Source organism: Streptosporangium saharense (genome assembly GCF_014203715.1).
Classification (GTDB): domain Bacteria; phylum Actinomycetota; class Actinomycetes; order Streptosporangiales; family Streptosporangiaceae; genus Streptosporangium; species Streptosporangium saharense.
This window is the reverse complement of the sequence record NZ_JACHJP010000003.1, coordinates 602,364-622,515: the sequence shown is the minus strand read 5'-3', so window position 1 is coordinate 622,515 and position 20,152 is coordinate 602,364. Positions and strand designations below refer to the sequence as shown.

Here is a 20,152-nt window from a genome sequence, read left to right as displayed (position 1 = left end):
GGCCGATCTACAGGGGAACGCCGTAGAGCGCGCGGCGGCCCGCGAACTCGGTGATGCTCCACAGCGCGTTCTTGTCGCGCACGCAGGTGAGGTCCTCTGGGCCGACCGGGTAGGGGCGCCTGGCGACCGTCTCCCCCACCACGAGCAGGGCGCCGTTCCTGGTCGAACCGGCGCCCTGGCTGAGATACCACGTGCCGTTGTGGGAGACCGCGCCCTGGATCTTCGGCTCGGGCAGCCGGTAGGCGTCGACGGCCCTGGCGACCCCCGAGGCGTCGGCCCGCAGGGAGCCGTCGGGATTGAACGCCCAGCGGGCGACCCTGCCGGCCTCCTGCTGGGTCTCCACGTACTCCCCGGAGACCAGCATGCCGGGAGCGGTGCTCCGGTCGACGGCCGCGAAGGAGAACCTGGCCTCGCCCGTACGGCGCCACGCCCCGGTCTGCGGCATCACGTAGCGGTAGCCGAAGGCGCTGTAGACCCCGCCCTTCCTGCCGATAGTGGTCGTGCCGTCGCCGTTCACCTCGAAGATCTGCCGGGTGTCGAACACCCGCATGCCCCGCTCGGTGTCGGCGACGTAGAGCAGGTTGCCGTGCCAGGCGACACCACCCGCGTGGATGTTGATCGGGGAGATGCCGCCGTTCGGATCGGCGACCACGAGCAGGACGTGCCGGTAGCGCAGTGCCACGGGGTCGAGGAAGGACAGCCGGATGCCCCGTTCCGGGACGGACTGCGGCTTGAAGTACCAGCTCACCACGAAGGCGCTCCTGGGCAGGGCCGCGGCCGAGGAGCAGGTCAGGCCCTGGGGGTACCAGTCGGTGACCTCGTTGTCCGCGGCGTCGAAGCAGTACCAGTCAACCGGTTTCGGGCTCATGGCGCCGAACGCCTTGGTCCCGGCCGCGCCCTTCCTGACCGCCACCCGGTTCGCCTTGGTCAGCACGGTCTCCAGCGGGACCCGCTTGAGTGATCTCCCCAGTGCCACGGGACCGGCCGCCAGGTCACCGTCGTCACGTCTCAGCTCGAACGGCTCCACCGCCGTGGCCGTCATCGCACCCATAGGGGGATTCTCCTTCTCCGGCGCCCGTCCTGGCAGGCGGTCGAGATGTGGAGTTCACGAGTATGCCGGTCTCGGGTCCCTTTTGTGATCGTATCTGGGGGATCACACCGGCCAGGTGTGCACGGGCGCCCCGGTCAGCGCCAGCTCGCGGTAGCGGGCCACCATCCGGGCCCGCGCCGCCGGGTCTCCGGTGAGGTCGCCGAGCGCCTCCCGCTGCCAGATCGATCCCGTACGGCGCCGCCTGACCCGCTCCCTGATGACGTCGAGCGTCCACTCGGCCTCCTCGGGCAGCACGCCGACCCTTTCGAGCCCGGCGGCGGCCACCGGCAGCAGGTCGAGGGCCAGTTGCGCCGCCGGAACCTCCTCCGGCCTGCCCGGCCAGGCCAGCGGCGCGTCAAGGCCGTGGATCGCGGCCCGGTAGAAGTTGCGGTAGGCCGCGGAGAAGGGGAACTCCTCGACCGGCTCGACCGCCAGGGCCGCGGTGAGACCGAGCAGGAACGCGCTGTTGGCCACCATGTCCAGCGGCGTCGGCCCCGCGGGCAGCGAACGCATCTCCACCCGCAGGTGACCGCCGTCCGCCGGGTCGTAGACGGGCCTGTTCCACTGCCACACCGTCCCCTGGTGCAGCCGCAGCTCGGCCAGCTCCGGCGCCTCCTCCCCCGGGCTCTCCTTGCGCCAGGTCATCGGCAGCACCGGCTCGTAGTCGCGCACGCACGCCTCGAAGATCTCCTCGGCCCCGGTCACCCACCCCGAGCCGAAGGCGACCCTTCTGTCCCTGCGGTCACGCCGCTCCACGTCGCGGTCGTCGGCCGACTCCTCGAACAGGGCGATCCTGGTCTCCTCCCACAGCCGCCTGCCCAGGAAGCCCGGCGAGTTGCCGCTCACCGCGAGGACCGGCCCGATGGCGAGCTGGGAGGCGTTGTAGACGCGGGCGAAGTCACCGGGGGGCGTGCGGAAGTGGACCTGCCAGGAGGTGTTCGCGCTCTCCAGGATCACCCCCTCGACCTCGAGCTCAAGCTGCTCGACCCCCTCGATGCTCACCCGGAACGGCTCGGTCCGCAGCCGCCGCATCCCCCTGCTCAGCGCCCGGTAGCGGCTCTCGTCGCTGAGCGCCTCGTGGGTGAAGTCGAACTCGCTGAGCGAGGGCAGGATCCCGATCGCCACGACCCGCCCGCCCTGGGTGGCCGCCGCCGTGTCCACCGCGGCCATCGTCTCGTCCAGTTCGCGCAGCAGCCCCGTGAAGGGGCGCCCGGCGACCGGCAGCGGCGTCAGGTTGACCTCCAGGTTGTACCTGCCGAGTTCGGGCACGAGCCGGTCGTCGTCGGCGGCCTCGCGCACCTCGTGGTTGCGGGGAAGCGGCCTGCCCTCGGGGGTGACGAGGAACAGCTCAAGCTCGGCCCCGATCGTCGCCGGTCCCGCGCCGAAGCCCGGCCTGGCGAGCAGCTCCCGGAGTTGGGCGAGCTGCTCCCCCAGCCGTTCCCCGAAGCGGGCGAACTCCGCCTCGGTGAAGCGGTCCTTGTCGACTTGCTGGCCCATCGGCACCATCCGATCACTCGCTCCTGCTGTTGCCTCCTCCCTGTCCCGGCTGAAGGTTTCTAATCAGCCCGCGACCCAAGTGCCATGCCGTACGGCGATGCGGGTCTGATGCGGGCCTGTCGTCATGCCAGGCAGGTCAGGCGCCTGCCGCCGTTGTAGGTCAGCATGTCGGTGATCACGGTGGCCAGGTCGAGCGGTCCGCCGAGGGGGCCGCCGTCCAGGTCCGCGTAGGCCCGGTGGAGGTTGCCGACGATCCGCTCGGGGTCGAGCAGCCCGCCGTACTCGCCGAGATCGGTCTCCCTGGCGGTCTCCAGCGGCGAGAGACCGGCAGCCCTGCCGCGCTCGGCGGTCTCCAGCACGAACCGCAAATATCCCCGCACCCGGTCGACGACCTCGGGGCCGCAGACGTCGCCGTGGCCGGGGACGATCGTCGTGGCGCCCAGTTCGTCGAGCCGGTCGAGGGCTTCGAGCGACCCCAGGACCGACCCCATCAGCACGAACGGCGTGCCACCGTTGAAGACCAGGTCCCCCGCGAACAGCAGCGACCGCTCCGGGATCCACACCACGGAGTCGTTTGTCGTGTGCGCGGGGACGCCGATGTGCCGGACCTCGCAGCGCAGCTCGTCGGAGTAGACGGTGACGCCGTTGGTGTAGGTGAGGAACGGCGGGCAGGCCCGCAGGTCGCCCCACTCGACCTCGGTCCAGGCGAGTGTGCGGTAGGCGGGGATGCCCTCGGCGAGGATCGCCTCCCTGGTCCGTTCGTGGCCGACGATCGTCGCCTCGGGGAAGGCGAAGTTGCCGAAGGTGTGGTCGCCGTGGTGGTGGGTGTTGACCAGCGTCGTGATCGGGTTCGCGGTGACCGACCTGATCGCCTCGCGGTAGGCCAGGGTGCGGCGCTCCGTCGAGCAGGAGTCGACGCTGATCACCCCGCGTTCGCCGACGAGGAAGCCGGTGTTGTTGACCCACCAGCTCCCGTCTGGCTGGACGTAGGCGTAGACGCCGTCCGAGACCTCCTCGATCCTGGCGGGCGGCAGAGGATGGTCGTGCGGTGATGAGCTCATCACCGCATTGTCCCGCCGGTGCTCAGGACGGCACGCCGCGCCCGCGTTCGAGGCGCCTGCGGATCCGCGCCGCGGACTGCGCGTTGAGGGCGTCGCCCGCGGCGAGCGTGCGGGGCAGCAGTTCCGCCTCGGTGGTCAGGGCACGGAAGAGGACCTCGACGGTCACGTCGTGGCCGGGCCGCGCGACGATCTCGACGCGGTCGCCCGCCTCGATCCGTCCGGGTTCGATGACCCTGAAGTAGGCGCCGGGCCGGGCGGCCTGGGTGAACCTCCGTACCCAGCCCTTGTCCTCAAGCCAGCCCGCGAAGGTCCTGCAGGGGATGCGCGCGGAGGTGACCTCAAGCAGTAGGTCGGCCCCGACCCGCCAGCGCTCGCCGATCAGCGCCCCGTTGACGTCGAGGCCGGAGGTGGTGAGGTTCTCCCCGAAGACGCCGTTGGACAGGCCGCGCCCGAGCTCGGACTCCCAGAGGTCGAGGTCCTCCCTGGCGTAGGCGTAGACCGCCTGGTCGTCACCGCCGTGGTTGTGCAGGTCACCGATCACGTCCCCGGCGACACCGCTTCCCGCCGTGCCCGTCGGGCCTCCCGGCGCGGCCACGGCCACCGGTCCCCGCGCGGGGCGCTTGTCGATCCCGGTGAAGGCGGCGTCGGTGTAGTCGGCCGTGCGGGGGTGGCCGATGTTGACGGAGAGAAGCTGAGCCATACAGGCACCCTACAAAGCTCTCCAGACCATAGGGAAACGACTTGTTTCCACCGGGATTCCTGTCGCGGACACCCCTTCCCACCTGGGACGACGTATCTCGCGATCTTCTTTGACCGAGGTATTGCTTAAGAAAGTTTCCTAATGAATACTGTGGATCATCCACCCTGACCGGCCTCTTCACCCCCCGTTCCGGGGCGGACTGGTCTCCTTGGACAGTCGCGGGGGAAGCGCTCACCAACCCTTTCTGGAGGAGCCCCCCATGCTTCGACGCGCCCTCGCACTGGCCGGTGGTACGGCACTCGCCTGTGCCGCCGCCCTCTCCATCGCCGCTCCCGCCCACGCCGCCACCCAAGACGCCGTCGTCAGCCCGCTGAGCATCGGCGACTACTGCCACCAGAAGGTCGCCTCCTGGTCGTGGGTCGGCTTCTACAAGCTCCACGGCCTGGCCTGCTACGGCGGCTACAACGGAGACCAGTACGCCGGGGGCATCTACCCCGAGGCCGTCTGCGCGTTCCACTACCCCACCAGGGTGCTCGTCACCACCCTCCGCGGCCCCTCCGAGTCCCTGATCTGCCGCCTGACCGTCTGACCAAGGAAACGGGCTCCCGAAACCACCCTGGGAGCCCGTCTCCTGCGGTTCACCCGGTCGTCGTCCCGTTCGTGGGAGGCGTCCCGTCGGCCTGCCATCGCCGCAGACGGGCGAGGTGGAACTCCACCCTCCGGGCGGTCCGTTCGGTCTGACGGGCATCCTGGGAGCCCATGACGGGACGACGCCGTTGAGCGTCCCAGCCCGCGCACCACCAGAACCGGTATCCGTTGCACCACACGATCAGGGAGCCGACCGTCAGCAGGGCCAAGCCGTACCCACCGTAGGTCCTAGCCCCGATCCCGCGACGGGCCAGGGCCAGTCGCAACCGCTCCACCGCCCGTACCGCCGGGGTGTCCGGCAACCGGGGCAACGCCGTCATCACTGGCCGCTCCCCCTTCACGACGGCACCCGAAAACCCACGGCAGGGACAGTTCCGCACCTGTTCACGATTCACCTCCGGTACACCGTTTCAACTGCCCGCTTTTACCGTTTTGTCGATTCAGTCAGAGGTATGCTGACGTTTTGACCAGCGGATTCAGTGACGGCGTGTGACGCTTCCCAGCCAATGCGGCCAGAGCCGTTTTCCGGAGGAGCCATTGACGGATGGCCGACAAAGGGCCACGCCGGGGGCCAAAGAGGGGCCAGGGAGCCTCATGAAGAGCGAACACAAATGCGCGACAGACGCGCGGAGCATACTGACCGTATGAACTGCGACCTGATCAGGAAGCTGCGTCTAGAACACGGATGGTCCCAGGCAGGTCTGGCCGACAAACTGTGTGAGGTTTCCCAGCATCCGACCGTCACCCGTGCGGACGTCTCCCGCTGGGAAAGAGGCAAGCGAACCCCCAGGCCGTTCTGGCTCAGGCATCTGGCCACGGTGCTGGAGGTGCCCCTGACAGCACTGGAGGCTGATCCCGTGAACCGTCGAGCGTTCATCAGCGAGGTCGCCGCGGCGTCCATCGCCCCCATCGTGGCATCTGACCTGATCGAGCATGGATTCGCTGCAGCTCTAACCAAACGCCCCACCCTGGACCACTGGCACGCAAAACTCGCCTCCTACGGCAGCGACTACATGTCCCTGGGTGCGGCCGAAATTCAGAATCGCCTGACAAGCGATCTGCTGGTTCTCCAGCAACAGGTGGACGCCCCCGGAATGTGGGAGGTTGCCGCCAAACTGATGACCCTTTACGGGAAGACCTTTCCCGGTGCCGATGGCTCGAAGGCCGTCAACTGGTACATGATGGCCGCGAATGCCGCCGACAGGTCCGACGACGACTCAGTGCGTGTGTGGGTGCGCGGGCGGGCGGCGATCGCTCTCGGCTACGAAGGGGCGTCCCTGTCCGTGGCCGAGTCGTTCGCCAACCAGGCACTGGCGATCTCCGACAGGCCGTCTCTCGGCAGGCTGAACGCGCTGATGGGCAAGGCGCACGTGGCGGCCATCCGCGGCGACAGCAGAGCCGCCAGGACCCTCGCCGAGGAGGGACGGAGGGTGTTCGACGCCGCGGGGTCGGAGGACCAGGAGTCCGACTACGCGGTACCGCTGTGGCGCATGAACGTCTTCATGAGTCTGCTGGCGGCCCGCCTCGGAGACGAACAGGCCGCGCTCAGGGCGCAGGACGTCGCGGCGAAGCACCTTCCCCTCTCGCTTCCCAGGTTCGCCACCCATCTGGAGATGCACCGGGGCCTGATGATGGTCCGGGCGGGCGACCGCCATGGAGGCATCGCATACGCGCGTGAAGCCCTGGACCGGCTTCCCCCGGAGAAGCACAGTCTGACCCTCCGCATGTTGATGTCGGAGATGGAGGACGCGTGACCCTCCGAGAGCGACGGCGGGCCTTCGCTGTGTGTCGCGACAGGCCCGCCGGTACCGCTTCGGATCGTCAGTTGGCTCGTACGAACCGGACGCTGCCGAACTCCGCGGACTCCAGGGTGTCTCCCGAGGGGACGTAGCCCACGGGAGCGCCGTCGCAGTAGGGGCTCGGGTACAGCAGGGCGAGACGGTTCGTCCCGTTGATCGCGTCCCCCTTGGCGTAGCCGACGGGGTAACACCTGAGGTCGTGCGGGTTGTTCAGGACACGCGTCCCGCTCTGGGTCTCGTAGCTGAAGGTTCCGGCCCCGGCGGAGGCGGAGCCGGGGGTGGTCGCGACGAACGCGGCGCTGACGGCGAGAACCCCCAGGGCGGCGGACATTGCACGGCGCAAAGCAATCACTCCTTGTCGTTGGACAGGCACAGAGGGTAACGCAGGAGTGATGGCGGACCGGGAGACCCGGGCTCCGGGAAGGGGAAAGAAAACCGCCCGGCCACAAACGACGGCCAAAGCTCGCCGTACCCGACGGTGCCCCGACCGGCGGAGAGCACCGGGAAAGGGGCCAATAGGGTGGTTCATATGGAGTATGTACGGCTGGGCAGTACCGGGATGAAGGTGTCGAGGATCTGTCTCGGCATGATGAGTTACGGTGATCCGTCCCGGTGGGGCGAGTGGGTTCTCGACGAGGAGCGGGCGGAGCCGATCGTGCGGCACGCCGCCGAGGCCGGGGTGACGTTCTTCGACACGGCCGACGTCTACTCGGGCGGCAGGAGCGAGGAGATCACCGGGAGCCTGCTGCGCGCGATCTTCCCGAACCGGGACGACTACGTGCTGGCCACCAAGGTCTTCCTGCCCGTCGGCGAGGGGGTCAACGACCGGGGCCTGTCGCGCAAGCACGTCTTCTCCGCGATCGATGGCTCGCTGCGCCGCCTGGGCGTCGACCACGTCGATCTCTACCAGATCCACCGCTGGGACCCCGAGACCCCGATCGAGGAGACCATGCGTGCCCTGCACGACGTGGTCACCTCGGGCAAGGCCCTCTACATCGGCGCATCGAGCATGAGCGCCTGGCAGTTCGCCAAGGCCCAGCACGTCGCCGAGGTCAACGGCTGGACGAAGTTCGTCACGATGCAGAACCACCACAACCTGCTCTACCGAGAGGACGAGCGGGAGATGATCCCGCTCTGCACCGACCAGGGGGTCGGGCTGATCCCGTGGAGCCCGCTGGCCAGGGGCCTGCTCGCCCGCGCGGGCTCTGAGCGGGGCAGCGTCCGGGAGGACAGCGACGCCACCCGGATCGGGGCCCTGTACAGCGACCTGGAGAACAACCGGCAGATCCTCGACCGCGTCGCCCAGGTGGCCGCGGAGCGCGGGGTGCCCGCCGCCCAGGTGGCGCTGTCCTGGGTGCTGCGGCAGCCGGGCGTGGCCGCCCCGATCATCGGCGCCACCAGGGCCGGGCACGTGGACGACGCGGTGGCCGCGCTCGACCTTGACCTGACCGACAAGGAGCTCGCCCTGCTGGCCGAGCCGTACCGCCCCCGGGTCGTCATCCACTAAAAGCCGATGAGTCCGCTGGTCGGCGGAATCCGCTGACGGGCGGCCGCGATCTTTCCCCGGGCTTGCCGTGCGCGTGCCGGTCTCTAGATCGGGATCCGCGTATAGCAGGGAGGTGACGTCTCCAAGCACGGATCACCGGGGAAAGGCCAGCATGATTCAGCAGATGATCGCCCTGTCAGTCGTCGCCGTCACGGCGCTGAGCGGTACGGCCGCGAACGCGGCGCCGCCGGACGCCAACGAGCAGGACAGGAGGTTCCTGGTCCAGACGCACCAGGACAACCTCGCCGGGATCACCGCGGGCAAGGCCGCCATCGACAAGGGCCGCGACCGTGACGTACGGGCCCTGGGCAAGCGCCTTGTCGCCGACCACACGAAGCTGGACGCGGAGGTCCGGCAGGTGGCCCAGCGGCTCGCGGTGACCCTGCCCGCCGAGCCCACCACGGCGCAGCGCATCCAGTACAACCGGATCTCCGCCAGGAGCGGGGACGCCTTCGACTGGGCGTGGCTGTCCGTCGCGGCCATCGACCGTCGTACGGCGCTCGCCAGGGGGGCCAGGGAGCTGGCCGAGGGCGCCTCGCCCCAGGTCAAGCGGCTGGCCACCAGCGCCAAGCCCGTCCTGCTGAAGCACCTTGAGCTGCTGCGGCGCCACTCGGGCAGCAGCGCCACGGCCGGTGAGCCCGGCAAACCGGGACGGACCACCTCAGAGACCGTCGTGACCCGGGAGGGACGTTAAGGTCGGTCTGTGACCGATCTCACGGACTTCTCACGCCTTGTCGACGGTGACCACGGCCTGGCCGTCGCCTCGACCTTCCGCCCCGACGGGACGATCCGCTCCTCCGTGGTCAACGCGGGGGTGCTGGAGCATCCCGTCTCGGGGCGGCCGGTGGTCTCGTTCGTCGTCAGGGGTGACGCCCGCAAGCTCACCGACCTGCGGGCCAGGCCGTACGCCTCGGTGGTGCTGCGGGCGGGCTGGCGGTGGGCCTCGGCGGACGGGCCGGTCGAGCTGGTCGGGCCGGACGACCCGATGCCCGGGTTCGACGCCGAGGATCTGCGGATCCTGCTGCGGTTCGCCTTCGCCGCGGCGGGCGGGACCCACGACGACTGGCCGACCTACGACCGGGTCATGGCCGAGGAGCGGCGGACGGTCGTCCTGGTAACCCCGGACCGCCTGGCGGGCAACCCCTCCTGACCGGCCTCCGGCCGGTGCTCGCCCGGCCGGGGGGCCGGGCCGTACAGTCGGGCGATGGATCCTCGTGACCGTGTGGTCGAGCTGTTTCATCGGGTGGCGGCGTCGGTGCCCGCCTATGGGGCGTTCCTCAGGGAGCGGGGCATCGATCCCTCCCAGGTCCAGACATTTGATGATTTCGTACGGCTGCCGCTGACCAGCAAGGACACCTACACCCGTCGCTATCCCCTGCCCGAGCTGTGCCGGGACGGGGTGATCGGGGACATGATCTCGGTCTCGTCCGGATCGACGGGGACGCCGTCGTTCTGGCCGCGTTCTGTGGCCGACGAGCAGGTGATCTCCGAACGGTTCGAGGAGGTCTTCAGGGACGCGTTCGGGGCGGCGGGCCGCCGTACGCTGGCGGTGGTCTGCTTCGCGCTCGGCACCTGGGTCGGCGGCCTGTTCACGCTGGCCTGCTGCCGTCACCTGGCCGCCAGGGGATACCCGGTCACCTGCGTCGCGCCCGGCAGCGACCGGAGAGAGATCCTGCGGGTGATCCCCGAGCTGGCCCCGCACTTCGACCAGGTCGTGCTGCTCGGCTATCCCCCCTTCCTCAAGGACGTCATCGACGCCGGGATCGCCGAGGGGGTGCCGTGGGCCGACTACTCGCTCAAGCTGGTCACCGCCGGGGAGTCGTTCAGCGAGCAGTGGCGCACCCTGGTCGCCGAGCGGACGGGCATGACCGACCCCGCGCTCGACACCGCCTCCCTGTACGGCACCGCCGACGCCGGGGTGCTCGGCAACGAGACGCCGCTGTCCATCCGGATCCGCCGTTTCCTGGCCGAGCGGCCCGAGGTGGCCGAGGAACTGTTCGGAAGGCAGCCGTTGCCGACGCTCCTGCAGTACGACCCGGCCGTGCGCTTCTTCGAGGAGCACGAGGGGACGCTGCTGTTCTCCGGGGACAACGGCGTTCCGCTCGTCCGCTACCACATCGCCGACGAGGGCGGCCTGGTCCCGCACGACCGGATGCTCGACTTCCTGGCCGGGTACGGCTTCCGCCCGACGTCCCGGGAGCCGCGGCTGCCGTTCGTCTACGTCTTCGGCAGGAGCCACTTCACGGTGTCCTACTACGGCGCCAACGTCTATCCGGAGAACATCGCGGCCGGGCTCGAACAGCCGGAGGTCAGCTCCCTGGTGACGGGCAGGTTCGTGCTTGAGGTGGCCGAGGACGCGGGGCACGACCGGCGTCTGGCGGTGGCGGTCGAGCTGGCGGCCGGGGTGCGCGGCTCCGAGGAGACCGAGCGGCTGGTCGGGGAGTCGATCCTGGCCCAGTTGCTGCGCCTCAACAGTGAGTTCGCGGCGTACGTGCCCCCGGCGCGGCAGCCCCCGGTCGTCTCCCTGAGGGAGAAGGGCGACCCCGAGTACTTCCCGCCCGGAGGAAAGCACCGTTACACCAGGCGGTGAGCCTTTCCGTTTTCCAAAATTATCACAAAGAATCCGCAAGGCGGCGGGAACCCGGTGTCTTCGCAGCTCACCGGCCCGATCCCGGAAAAACAGGGGTTCCGGTGATCGGCTTTCGCCGCGCCCCGGGAAATCGGTGACCGGCCTAGCGTAAAAGGCGGCGCCGCGTCACCAAGAACGCGCAAAGGCCCGGTTATGCTGGCCCCAGCCGAAATCCAGGGGATTCTTTCATGAACAACGACGCCGTCTGGGTGCGGGGCGTTACCGGCGTCCAGATGCACCACACCACCGACCTGCAGGACGCGGTCCGCTTCCTGGGCAACGCGGTGATGGCGCTTCGGGCCGCGCACGTGCGGACCGGCGACGAGCGATACTCCGGCCTCGCCGACCAGCTCAGGGCCATGACCGCCGAGACGCGGGGGCTGGAGAGCCAGGCCAGGACGAGCATGCAGGACCTGCACGTGGCCGACCCCGAGCTGTTCCTGCGCTGCCGTGACGGCGAGGAGCCCTGGCCCGACGAGATCCAGGCGGGGTTCATCCCGCGCCACACCTGCCGGGACCGGTGTCTCTACCACGACCACGGCGTCCTGAACGCCATCACGCAGTGCACCTGCGGGCGGCCTCCGTGCCGGGCGTGCGCCATCGGTGGCGCGCCCGTGGGGTGAGTCCCCGGGAGATCTAGGCTGCTGCCATGGCACGAGCTAATGACGCCGTGGCGGCGGCCCTCGACGAGTACGCCGAACTGTTCGCGATGGCGGGCGGTGACGCCTTCCGGGTGCGCAGCTACCAGAAGGCGGCCAAGGCGATCGCCGGGTTCCCCGAGGACGTCGCGGCCGTCCCGGTCAGGAACGTGCCGGGCGTCGGCGCGGCCATCGCGGGCAAGGTCGAGGAGTACCTCGAACGGGGAAGCTTCCGCCAGCTCGACGAGCTTCGGGCGCGCATCCCCGAGGGGGTGCGGCGGCTGACCAGGATCGCCTCCCTCGGCCCGAAGAAGGCCGTCTTCCTCTTCCAGGAGCTCGGCATCGACTCCCCAGAGGCGCTCGCCGAGGCCATCGGGCAGGGACGGCTGCGGGGCGTGCGGGGCTTCGGCCCCAAGACCGAGGAGAACCTGCTCAGGGGCATCGAGCAGCTCGACCAGGCCGGCAGGAGAGTGCACATCGGCGTCGCCATGGAGCTGGCCGAGCGGATCATCGCCTCGCTGCCCGCCGAGCGGATCGCCTACGCCGGGTCCCTGCGCAGGATGAAGGACACCGTCGGCGACGTGGACATCCTGGCCGTCGGCCCGGAGAGCCTCATGGAGGTCTTCAGGGCGCAGCCGTACGTCGCGGAGGTCATCGCCTCGGGCGAGAAGAAGACCTCGGTGCGCACCCGCGAGGGGCTCCAGGTTGACCTGCGGCTGGTCCCCGCGGGGTCGTGGGGCGCGGCGATGCAGTACTTCACCGGGTCCAAGGAGCACAACGTGCACCTTCGGGAGATCGTGGTGAAGAAGGGGTGGAAGCTCTCCGAGTACGGCCTGTTCGACGGGGACCGGGTGGTCGCCGCCGAGCGGGAGGAGGACGTCTACCGGGCGCTGGGCATGGCGTGGATCCCGCCGGTGCTGCGGGAGGACGGCGGCGAGATCGACGCCGCGCTCAGGGACGCGCTGCCCGTCCTGGTCACCGAGGAGGACCTTCGGGGCGACCTGCACACCCACACCGACCTGACCGACGGCATCGCCTCGCTTGAGGAGATGGTCGCCGCCGCCCACGCGCGCGGCCACTCCTACTACGCGGTGACCGACCACGCCCCGGACCTGGCGATGCAGCGGATGACCCTGGACAAGGCCCTGGCGCAGCGTGAGCGGCTGCGGCGGCTCCAGGAGGACTATCCGGACATGCGGCTGCTGCACGGCACCGAGCTGAACATCGCCCCCGACGGCTCCGTGGACTGGCCCGCCGAGGTGCTCGCGGGCTTCGACGTGTGCGTGGCGAGTGTGCACTCCCACTTCACCCAATCGCGGGAGGAGATGACCAGGCGGTTCGTCGTCGCGTGCGAGAACCCGCACGTCCACGTGATCGGCCATCCGACGACGCGCAGGATCGGCAGGCGCCCGCCGGTGGACGCCGACTGGGACGAGGTGTTCCGCGCCGCGGCCCGCACCGGCACCGTGATGGAGATCGACTCCTTCCCCGACCGCTCCGACCTGCCTTCCGATCTGGTACGGCTGGCGCGCCACCACGGGGTGCGCTTCTCGATCGACAGCGACGCCCACGCGGTTCCCCACCTGGCCAACCAGCGGTTCGGGGTCGGGGTCGCGCAGCGCGCCTGGCTGACCGCGGAGGACGTGGTCAACACCTGGCCGGTCGAACGGCTGCTGGACCTCCTGCGTCCATGACCCTCGGCGCTTCATGCCGTTCCCAGACACAACTCTTACCTGACCGGGTAGGGGCAGGACGTCCTTTCTGTACGGCATGCGTATTGAGTGGTGGTGAAGGCCCCCAGGCAGGGGCGGGGTGATGATGGACGTGAACAGTTTGTTCTCCGTGAGAAGGTTCGACCGATGCGCCAGCTGACCGCCCTCGACGCACAGTTCCTGCATGCCGAGACGGCGACGACCACGACCCATGTCGCCGGGCTGGCGATCCTCGACCCCGAGCACTGCCCGGGGGGCACGCTGACCCGTGAGGCGCTGGTCGGCCTGCTTCGGGAGCGGCTGCACCTGGCGCCCGCGCTGAGCCTTCGCCTGGTCGAGGTGCCCTTCGGGCTGGACCGGCCCTACTGGGAGGAGGTCGCCGACCTCGACGTCTCCGCCCACGTCCACGAGGTGACTCTCCCCTCCCCCGGGAGCGACAGGCAGCTCGCCAGGAAGGTCGCCCGCATCCACGAGCGGCGTCTCGACCGTCGCCGCCCGCTGTGGGAGATGCACCTGATCCACGGGCTGTCCGGGGGGCGGGTCGCGCTCTACGCCAAGATCCACCACTGTGCCGTGGACGGCGTCTCCGGCGCGGAGACCCTGGCGGCCATGCTCGACCTCACGCCCGAGCCGCGTGCCGTCCCCCCGGCGCCGGGGGCGCTCGCCGTACCGGAACCCGAGGAGGTGCTGGGGCCGCTGGCCATGCTCACCGTCGCTGCGGCCAAGTCCGTGTCGTATCCGGGCAGGGCGTTGCGCGCGCTGGGCAGGATGATGACCGACCTGGACGCGATGCCGGTGCTCTCGGCGCTGCCCGGGGCACGCGCGGTCGCCGAGACCGCGAGGTCGATCAGCGGGAACCAGGCCGAGCTGCCCGACCTGCCGCCGCTGGCCGCGCCCCGCACGCCGTTCAACGGCCCGATCACCGCGAAACGGCGCTTCGCCTACGGCTCGATCCCGCTCACCGAGGTCAGGCACGTCGCCAAGTCCTTCGGGCTCAGCGTCAACGACGTGGTGATGACGGTGTGCGCCTCGGCGCTGCGCTCCTGGCTGCGTGAGCGTGAGGCGCTGCCCGACCGGCCGCTGGTCGCGGCGGTTCCCGTCTCGGTGCGCACCCCGGCGGCACGGGCCGGGGGTGTGATCGGCAACCGCCTTTCCGTCATGATCACCCAGATGCCGACGGACGTGGCCGACCCGCTGGAGCGGCTGCGGACCATGGGGCGGACGATGGGCGTGGCCAAACGCCGCTTCGCCGGGGCACCGGCCACCTGGCTCGACGAGCTGTCCTCGCTGCTGCCCACGGTCCTCACCTCGGTCGCGACCCCGGCGATCTCCCGGCTCGCCTCGGTCACGATGCCGCCGATCAACCTGATCGTCTCGAACGTGCCCGGCCCCCAGTTGCCGCTCTATCTGTGCGGGGCTCGGCTGCTGGCCTACCACCCGGTCTCGGCGCTGAGCGACATGAGCGGCGGCCTCAACATCACCTGTTTCTCCTACGACGGCTCGCTGGACTTCGGGATCCTCGCCTGCCCGGAGCGGGTGAAGGACGTGTGGCGGCTGATGGACCACCTGCGGGAGGCGATGGAGGAGCTGGCCGCGCTCGACCCGCGCGTCTCCTGAGCGCCGTCAGCCCAGCGCGTGGGCGATCAGTTCGGCGACGGCGTCCGGGTCGATGTGGTGGCCGGTGAGCTGGCAGAGGTTCTCCTGGTGCAGCAGCACGGCGGCGAAGGTGACCGCCGCGACCTCAAGCCTGGCCGCGTCTCCACGCCGGGTCGGCAGCGCCAGCTCCAGGGCGAAGCGGGCCCGCCTGACGATCTCCCCGTTCAGCCTGCCGAGCCGGTCACGGACAGAGCCGTGGGTGTCGGCCTCGCGGAACAGGATGCGGCGCATCGCCGGGGAGGCCCGCAGCGGCAGGCGGCGGGCCAGCCGGGACAGGCTTTTCGCCGCGTCGCCGGGGACGGCCTCGACCTCGGGGACCTCCTCGACGAGGGTGCGCTCGTCGATCAGCGCGACCAGCACGTCGATCTTCCTGGGGAAGTAGTGGAAGACGAGCCCCTTGGGCACCTGGGCCAGCCGGGCGATCTCCGCGGTCGGCGTGGCCTCGTAGCCGCCACCGGCGAACAGTTTCTCCGCGGCGTCGAGGATGCGTGTGCGCGCGTCCGGCTCTGTGGCGCCACCGGAGCGCGGTCTGAGGCTGCCCACAGCCAGACGATAACCGCCCGGTAACGCGTTTTTCCATGCCGTACCGATTCCGAACCACCGGCGGGGAGAACCCGGTGCGGACCGTGATCGCCAGGCGCCTAATCTGAGCGGCATGACCTTCTCCGAACTGAGCCTCTTCCCCGTCTGTCTCGGCGGCAACGTCTTCGGCTGGACGGCGGACCGTGACACCTCCTTCGCCGTCCTGGACGCCTACGTCGAGGCGGGCGGGAACTTCGTCGACACCGCCGACTCCTACTCCGCGTGGATCCCCGGCAACTCGGGGGGCGAGTCGGAGACCATCATCGGCGAGTGGCTGGCCTCGCGGGGCAACCGCGACCGGGTCGTGATCGCGACCAAGGTCGGCTCGCTGGGCAGCAGGCGCGGCCTTTCCTCGGCGAACATCCGCCTTGCCGTCGAGGACTCGCTGCGGCGGCTGCGGACCGACTACATCGACCTGTACTGGGCGCACATCGACGATCAGGAGACGCCGCTCGACGAGACGCTCGGCGCGTTCGACGCCCTGGTCCGCGAGGGCAAGGTGCGTGACATCGGGGCCTCGAACTACGGTCCCGAACGGCTCGCCGAGGCGCTGGCGATCTCCGAGCGGGAGGGCCTGGCCCGCTACGTCGCCCTGCAGCAGCACTACAACCTGCTCGAACGCGAGTACGAGGGCGCGCTGCGGGACGTGGTCGCCGCCAACGGGCTGGTCAGCACGCCGTACTTCGGGCTGGCCAGAGGGTTCCTGACCGGCAAGTATCGTCCCGGCGTCGAGGTGGACAGCGCCCGCGCCGGTTCGGCGTCGGAGTACCTGTCGTCGGAGCGGGCCCTGCGGGTGCTCGACGCGCTGGACAGCGTGGCCGTCGAGCGCGGCGTGGCCCCGGCGACGGTGGCGCTGGCCTGGCTGGCGGCCCAGCCGACGGTCGCGGCCCCGATCGCCAGCGCCCGCACCGTCGAGCAGCTCGCCCCGCTGCTCGCCGTCGCCGAGCTGAAGCTGGGCGAGGAGGAGCTGACCCTGCTGGACGAGGCCTCACGTTGACGTCCCGGGCACCGGCGGGCCCCCGCCCACCGGTGCCCGGATTTCCTCAGTGCCGTACGGCCTGCTCCGCACCGATGCCGGTGAGCGAGCGGACCTCGATCTCGGCGTACTTGGCCGGGTTGTACTCCTTGCTGAGCCGCGCCCCCACGTAGCCCGCCAGGAAGCCCAGCGGGATCGAGACGATGCCGGGGTTGCTCAGCGGGAACCAGGCGAAGTTCGCGTCGGGGAACAGCGAGGTGGCGCTTCCCGAGACGACCGGGGAGAAGACCACCAGGATCAGGGCCGACAGCAGGCCGCCGTAGATGGCCGAGACCGCTCCGGCGGTGTTGAAGCGCCGCCAGAAGAGGCTGTAGAGGATGGCGGGCAGGTTGGCCGAGGCGGCGACCGCGAAGGCCAGCGAGACCAGGAAGGCCACGTTCTGCCCCTGGGCGAGGATGCCGAGCCCGATGGCGACGGCGCCGATGACGAAGGCCGAGATCCTGGCGACCAGGATCTCCTCCCCCTCGGTGACCTGGCCGCGCTTGAACACGTGGGCGTACAGGTCGTGGGCGAAGCTGGAGGAGGAGGCCAGCGTCAGGCCCGCGACGACGGCCAGGATGGTCGCGAAGGCGACGGCGGCGATGACCGCGAGCAGGATCGTGCCGCCGACCTCGCCGAACACGGCCCTGCCGACCGCCTCTGCGAGCTGTGGCGCCGCGGTGTTGCCCGCCTTGTCCTGCCCGGCGATCGCCTTCCCGCCGACCATCGCCGCCGCGCCGAAGCCGAGCACGAGGGTCAGCAGGTAGAAGACGCCGATGATGCCGATGCCCCACAGGACCGACTTGCGGGCCTCCTTGGCGGTGGGGACCGTGTAGAAGCGGATCAGGATGTGCGGCAGGCCCGCGGTGCCGAGCACCAGCGCCAGGCCCAGGCTGATCAGGTCGATCTTCCCGGCCAGGCCCTGGGCGGCGGTGCCGTACTTCAGGCCGGGGATGAGGAAGGCGTCGCCCTTGCCGCTGCCGGTCGCGGCGGCGCCGAGCAGCCCGGAGACGTTGAAGCCGTAGCGGCCGAGCACCAGCAGGGTGACCAGGGCCGCGCCGGTCATCAGCAGCACGGCCTTGACGATCTGCACCCAGGTGGTGCCCTTCATCCCGCCGACGACCACGTAGATGACCATCAGCAGGCCGACGCCGACGATCGTCAGCGCCTTGCCCGTCGGGGAGGTGACGCCGAGCAGCAGGCCGACCAGCGCGCCAGCGCCGACCATCTGGGCCAGCAGGTAGAAGATCGAGACGGTGATGGTGGACACGCCCGCCGCCGTGCGGACCGGGCGCGGGCTCATCCTGAAGGCCAGCACGTCGGCCATGGTGTACTTGCCGGAGTTGCGCATCAGCTCGGCGACGAGCAGCAGCGCGACCAGCCAGGCGACGAGGAAGCCGATGGAGTACAGGAAGCCGTCGTAGCCCGACAGGGCGATGATCCCCGCGATGCCGAGGAAGCTGGCGGCCGACATGTAGTCGCCGCCGATCGCCAGGCCGTTCTGCACGCCGCTGAAGGAGCGTCCGCCCGCGTAGAAGTCGGCGGCGTCCTTGGTGTTGCGGCTGGCCCAGAAGGTGATGCCCAGCGTCGCCGCGACGAAGACCAGGAACAGGAGCGTGGAGAGTGTCTGGTGGCTCACGCCGACTTCCTCTCCGCCTCGGCGCCGTTGCGGATCTCCTCGGCCAGCGGGTCCAGCCTGCGCTCGGCGTAGCGGGAGTAGGCCCAGGCGATCCAGAAGGTCGAGACGAACTGGAGCAGCCCGAGGACCAGGGCCACGTTGACGTTGCCGAACAGCTTGACGCCCATGAAGTCACGCGCCCATCCGGACAGCACCACGTACAGCAGGTACCAGGCGAAGAAGGCCGCGGTCATCGGGAAGGCCCAGGACCGGAAGCGCCGTCTGAGTTCCTGGAAGTTCTCCTCTGCCTCTATCCGCTCGTAAACCGATGGTTCGTGCCGCCCGGCGGTCATCGGACCTCCCGCATATGTGATGTGGATCACGGACAACGTAGGAGGGGACGGTACCCCGCGTGCAGTGCCGGGGCGGGGCTCTTCGCCCAGGTGGCGTCGCGTCGCGGCAAGTTGGTGATGGTGTGCGGTGAAAGGTCCTTTCCGTGCGCCGAGCGGCCGGGCCGAGGTGTCAACGACGGGTCAGCGACACGTCAATGGTCCCGCCAGCCGCCGCAGGGCCCGGCCCGTGGGCAGCACGGGCACCGCGCTGTGCACCATGGAGAACGCCTCAAGGCCGGGGACGATCACGGTGAGCACCGGGCACCTGTCGTGCTCGGGGTTCCACCGGAAGGAGTAGGCCCCGAACCCGGCGCGCTCCAGCGTCTCCAGGACCACGGCGATCTGCTCGCCGACACCCTTGGGAACGTCCCCGGGAGCACCCCCGGGACCGGCCTCGGGCGGCCGCGCGTCGAAGGTGACCCGGTCGAGCAGCGGGGCCGCGTCGAGCCGGGCGCAGCGTTCGAGCAGCGGCCACCGCCGCAGGCTCTCCAGCCTGCGGCCCAGGGTCAGGTCGACTCCCAGGGAAAGGTTGAACGACGACTGGACGACCTCGGTGAGCGCCCGCTCGACGGCGTACTCGGGGTCGAGGGAGGCTCCGGAGCCGATCACCCCGGGGTACGGCCCGGCCCGCGAGGGCAGCGCGCAGTAGACGGGGATGCCCAGGTCCGAGGTGATGTCGATGACCAGCGGGAGCGCTCCCAGGTAGGCCGCGGCCTCGCCGTACAGGCGGCGCAGGTCGGGGGGAAGGCTCTCCGGGTCGAGCGCGGAGAGGCGGGATCGCCCGCCGAGGTACCACTCAAGGAGGGCGTGTGACAGCGCGTCCCGTTCGACGACCTCCAGGAGGCCGTGCAGCAGGGCGTCCTGCTCGCTGACCCCGGCCGCGGTGCCGTTGTCGTAGGCGTAGCGCAGGTAGGGCTCGTAGCGCAGGTCGTCCCCGGGGATCGGGTGGCTGCGGCAGGAGGGCGAGCGGGAGAAGGCCGGGTACCACACCGGGGACCGTCCCGGGCTCAGGGGCTCGGCGCGCAGACAGGCGAGACCGGCGTCCGGGTAGTCGCGAGCCAGGCGCTGGATCATCTCCTCCCCGCGCAGCTCGGGCTGGCAGACCACGGTCCCGACCGGCATCGCCCGCACCCGCCCGCTGTCGTGGGCGAGCGCCGCCTGGCCCTCCTCGTGCTGGAGGTGCTGCCAGGCCTCGAACAGCGCGCTGACCCTGCTCTGGGCGCCCGCGCCCTTGCCGAGGGAGGCGGTGACCGCGCGTCCCTCGGGGTCGCGCACGGTGCAGCGGTGCACGGGAAACTCCGCGGAACCCGCCGAGACCATCTCGGCCGAGAGCCCGCGGTCCGCGAGGACGGACTCGATGACGGCGAGCGCTCCGGCCGGGCCGGTGCCGCGCTCGCGCTGGGCGCGCGCCATCGTCGTCAGAGGGTTCCGGGGGCGAACCGGATGGTGAAGAACTCGTCGAGGAGCACCCTTTCGGACAGGGTCACCGAGAAGCTGTCCTCCAGCTGGAACCCGTCCGGTTTGAGAAGCGACTGGCCGTTGGAGTTGCTGTTGCCCATCGCACGCTCC

General features: G+C 70.2%; 21 protein-coding genes. 10 read left to right on the top strand and 11 right to left on the bottom strand.

The window, feature by feature from the left end:
* Positions 1-7 precede the first annotated feature (7 nt).
* The 4 genes from FHS44_RS18815 to FHS44_RS18800 all read right to left on the bottom strand — a co-directional run bounded on the left by FHS44_RS18815 (position 8) and on the right by FHS44_RS18800 (position 4,348).
* Positions 8-1,051 (bottom strand): hypothetical protein, encoded by a 1,044-nt coding sequence (locus tag FHS44_RS18815; RefSeq protein WP_184716335.1) that lies wholly within the window; start codon positions 1,049-1,051, stop codon positions 8-10.
* A 102-nt stretch (positions 1,052-1,153) separates the two neighbouring features.
* Positions 1,154-2,587: a glutamate-cysteine ligase family protein gene (locus tag FHS44_RS18810; protein WP_184716333.1), complete on the bottom strand. Its 1,434-nt coding sequence runs from the start codon at positions 2,585-2,587 to the stop codon at positions 1,154-1,156.
* Between the two features lie 122 nt (positions 2,588-2,709).
* Positions 2,710-3,648, bottom strand: a complete 939-nt coding sequence (locus FHS44_RS18805; protein WP_184716331.1) for an MBL fold metallo-hydrolase — start codon at positions 3,646-3,648, stop codon at positions 2,710-2,712.
* A 22-nt stretch (positions 3,649-3,670) separates the two neighbouring features.
* Positions 3,671-4,348 (bottom strand): MOSC domain-containing protein, encoded by a 678-nt coding sequence (locus FHS44_RS18800; RefSeq protein WP_184716329.1) that lies wholly within the window; start codon positions 4,346-4,348, stop codon positions 3,671-3,673.
* Between the two features lie 259 nt (positions 4,349-4,607).
* Between FHS44_RS18800 and FHS44_RS18795 the strand changes: the two genes are divergently transcribed.
* Positions 4,608-4,937 carry a hypothetical protein gene (locus FHS44_RS18795; protein WP_184716328.1) on the top strand — a complete coding sequence of 110 codons (330 nt, stop codon included), beginning with the start codon at positions 4,608-4,610 and terminating at the stop codon, positions 4,935-4,937.
* Between the two features lie 49 nt (positions 4,938-4,986).
* Here FHS44_RS18795 and FHS44_RS18790 read toward each other — a convergent pair whose 3' ends face one another.
* Positions 4,987-5,316, bottom strand: a complete 330-nt coding sequence (locus FHS44_RS18790; RefSeq protein ID WP_184716326.1) for a hypothetical protein — start codon at positions 5,314-5,316, stop codon at positions 4,987-4,989.
* A gap of 324 nt (positions 5,317-5,640) precedes the next feature.
* Here FHS44_RS18790 and FHS44_RS18785 point away from each other — a divergent pair, with 324 nt between their 5' ends.
* On the top strand, positions 5,641-6,750 hold the full coding sequence (locus tag FHS44_RS18785; protein ID WP_184716325.1) for a helix-turn-helix domain-containing protein: 1,110 nt from the start codon (positions 5,641-5,643) through the stop codon (positions 6,748-6,750).
* Between the two features lie 67 nt (positions 6,751-6,817).
* Here the strand turns inward: FHS44_RS18785 and FHS44_RS18780 are convergent, their stop codons facing one another.
* Positions 6,818-7,138: a hypothetical protein gene (locus FHS44_RS18780; RefSeq protein ID WP_184716323.1), complete on the bottom strand. Its 321-nt coding sequence runs from the start codon at positions 7,136-7,138 to the stop codon at positions 6,818-6,820.
* A 186-nt stretch (positions 7,139-7,324) separates the two neighbouring features.
* Here FHS44_RS18780 and FHS44_RS18775 point away from each other — a divergent pair, with 186 nt between their 5' ends.
* The 7 genes from FHS44_RS18775 (at position 7,325) to FHS44_RS18745 (ending at position 14,937) form a co-directional block, all read left to right on the top strand.
* Positions 7,325-8,302 (top strand): aldo/keto reductase, encoded by a 978-nt coding sequence (locus tag FHS44_RS18775; protein WP_184716321.1) that lies wholly within the window; start codon positions 7,325-7,327, stop codon positions 8,300-8,302.
* A 163-nt stretch (positions 8,303-8,465) separates the two neighbouring features.
* Positions 8,466-9,035 carry a DUF4142 domain-containing protein gene (locus FHS44_RS18770; protein ID WP_184716319.1) on the top strand — a complete coding sequence of 190 codons (570 nt, stop codon included), beginning with the start codon at positions 8,466-8,468 and terminating at the stop codon, positions 9,033-9,035.
* A gap of 9 nt (positions 9,036-9,044) precedes the next feature.
* Positions 9,045-9,491 (top strand): pyridoxamine 5'-phosphate oxidase family protein, encoded by a 447-nt coding sequence (locus tag FHS44_RS18765; protein WP_184716317.1) that lies wholly within the window; start codon positions 9,045-9,047, stop codon positions 9,489-9,491.
* A gap of 54 nt (positions 9,492-9,545) precedes the next feature.
* Complete coding sequence (locus FHS44_RS18760) at positions 9,546-10,931, top strand: phenylacetate--CoA ligase family protein (protein WP_184716315.1); 1,386 nt, start codon at positions 9,546-9,548, stop codon at positions 10,929-10,931.
* Between the two features lie 227 nt (positions 10,932-11,158).
* A complete protein-coding gene (locus tag FHS44_RS18755; RefSeq protein ID WP_184716313.1) occupies positions 11,159-11,593 on the top strand; it encodes a hypothetical protein in 435 nt (144 codons plus the stop codon).
* A 26-nt stretch (positions 11,594-11,619) separates the two neighbouring features.
* The gene (gene polX, locus FHS44_RS18750; protein WP_184716311.1) at positions 11,620-13,302 is read left to right on the top strand and encodes a DNA polymerase/3'-5' exonuclease PolX; all 1,683 of its coding nucleotides are present in this window, start codon (positions 11,620-11,622) and stop codon (positions 13,300-13,302) included.
* A 165-nt stretch (positions 13,303-13,467) separates the two neighbouring features.
* Positions 13,468-14,937, top strand: coding sequence for a WS/DGAT/MGAT family O-acyltransferase (locus FHS44_RS18745; RefSeq protein ID WP_184716309.1), 1,470 nt, complete (start codon positions 13,468-13,470; stop codon positions 14,935-14,937).
* A 6-nt stretch (positions 14,938-14,943) separates the two neighbouring features.
* Here FHS44_RS18745 and FHS44_RS18740 read toward each other — a convergent pair whose 3' ends face one another.
* The gene (locus FHS44_RS18740) at positions 14,944-15,519 is read right to left on the bottom strand and encodes a TetR/AcrR family transcriptional regulator (protein WP_312863716.1); all 576 of its coding nucleotides are present in this window, start codon (positions 15,517-15,519) and stop codon (positions 14,944-14,946) included.
* Positions 15,520-15,631: 112 nt separating this feature from the next.
* Here FHS44_RS18740 and FHS44_RS18735 point away from each other — a divergent pair, with 112 nt between their 5' ends.
* Positions 15,632-16,555 (top strand): aldo/keto reductase, encoded by a 924-nt coding sequence (locus FHS44_RS18735; protein ID WP_184716307.1) that lies wholly within the window; start codon positions 15,632-15,634, stop codon positions 16,553-16,555.
* Positions 16,556-16,601: 46 nt separating this feature from the next.
* On the opposite strand, the gene FHS44_RS18730 is transcribed toward FHS44_RS18735, so the two are convergent.
* The 4 genes from FHS44_RS18730 to FHS44_RS18715 all read right to left on the bottom strand — a co-directional run bounded on the left by FHS44_RS18730 (position 16,602) and on the right by FHS44_RS18715 (position 20,142).
* Positions 16,602-18,212, bottom strand: coding sequence for a monocarboxylic acid transporter (locus tag FHS44_RS18730; RefSeq protein WP_184716305.1), 1,611 nt, complete (start codon positions 18,210-18,212; stop codon positions 16,602-16,604).
* Positions 18,209-18,544 (bottom strand): DUF485 domain-containing protein, encoded by a 336-nt coding sequence (locus tag FHS44_RS18725; protein WP_184716303.1) that lies wholly within the window; start codon positions 18,542-18,544, stop codon positions 18,209-18,211. The genes FHS44_RS18730 and FHS44_RS18725 overlap by 4 nt, the downstream gene beginning before the upstream one ends.
* A gap of 180 nt (positions 18,545-18,724) precedes the next feature.
* Complete coding sequence (locus FHS44_RS18720) at positions 18,725-19,996, bottom strand: YcaO-like family protein (protein ID WP_184716301.1); 1,272 nt, start codon at positions 19,994-19,996, stop codon at positions 18,725-18,727.
* A 5-nt stretch (positions 19,997-20,001) separates the two neighbouring features.
* The gene (locus FHS44_RS18715; RefSeq protein WP_184716299.1) at positions 20,002-20,142 is read right to left on the bottom strand and encodes a hypothetical protein; all 141 of its coding nucleotides are present in this window, start codon (positions 20,140-20,142) and stop codon (positions 20,002-20,004) included.
* Between the last annotated feature and the right edge of the window lie 10 nt (positions 20,143-20,152).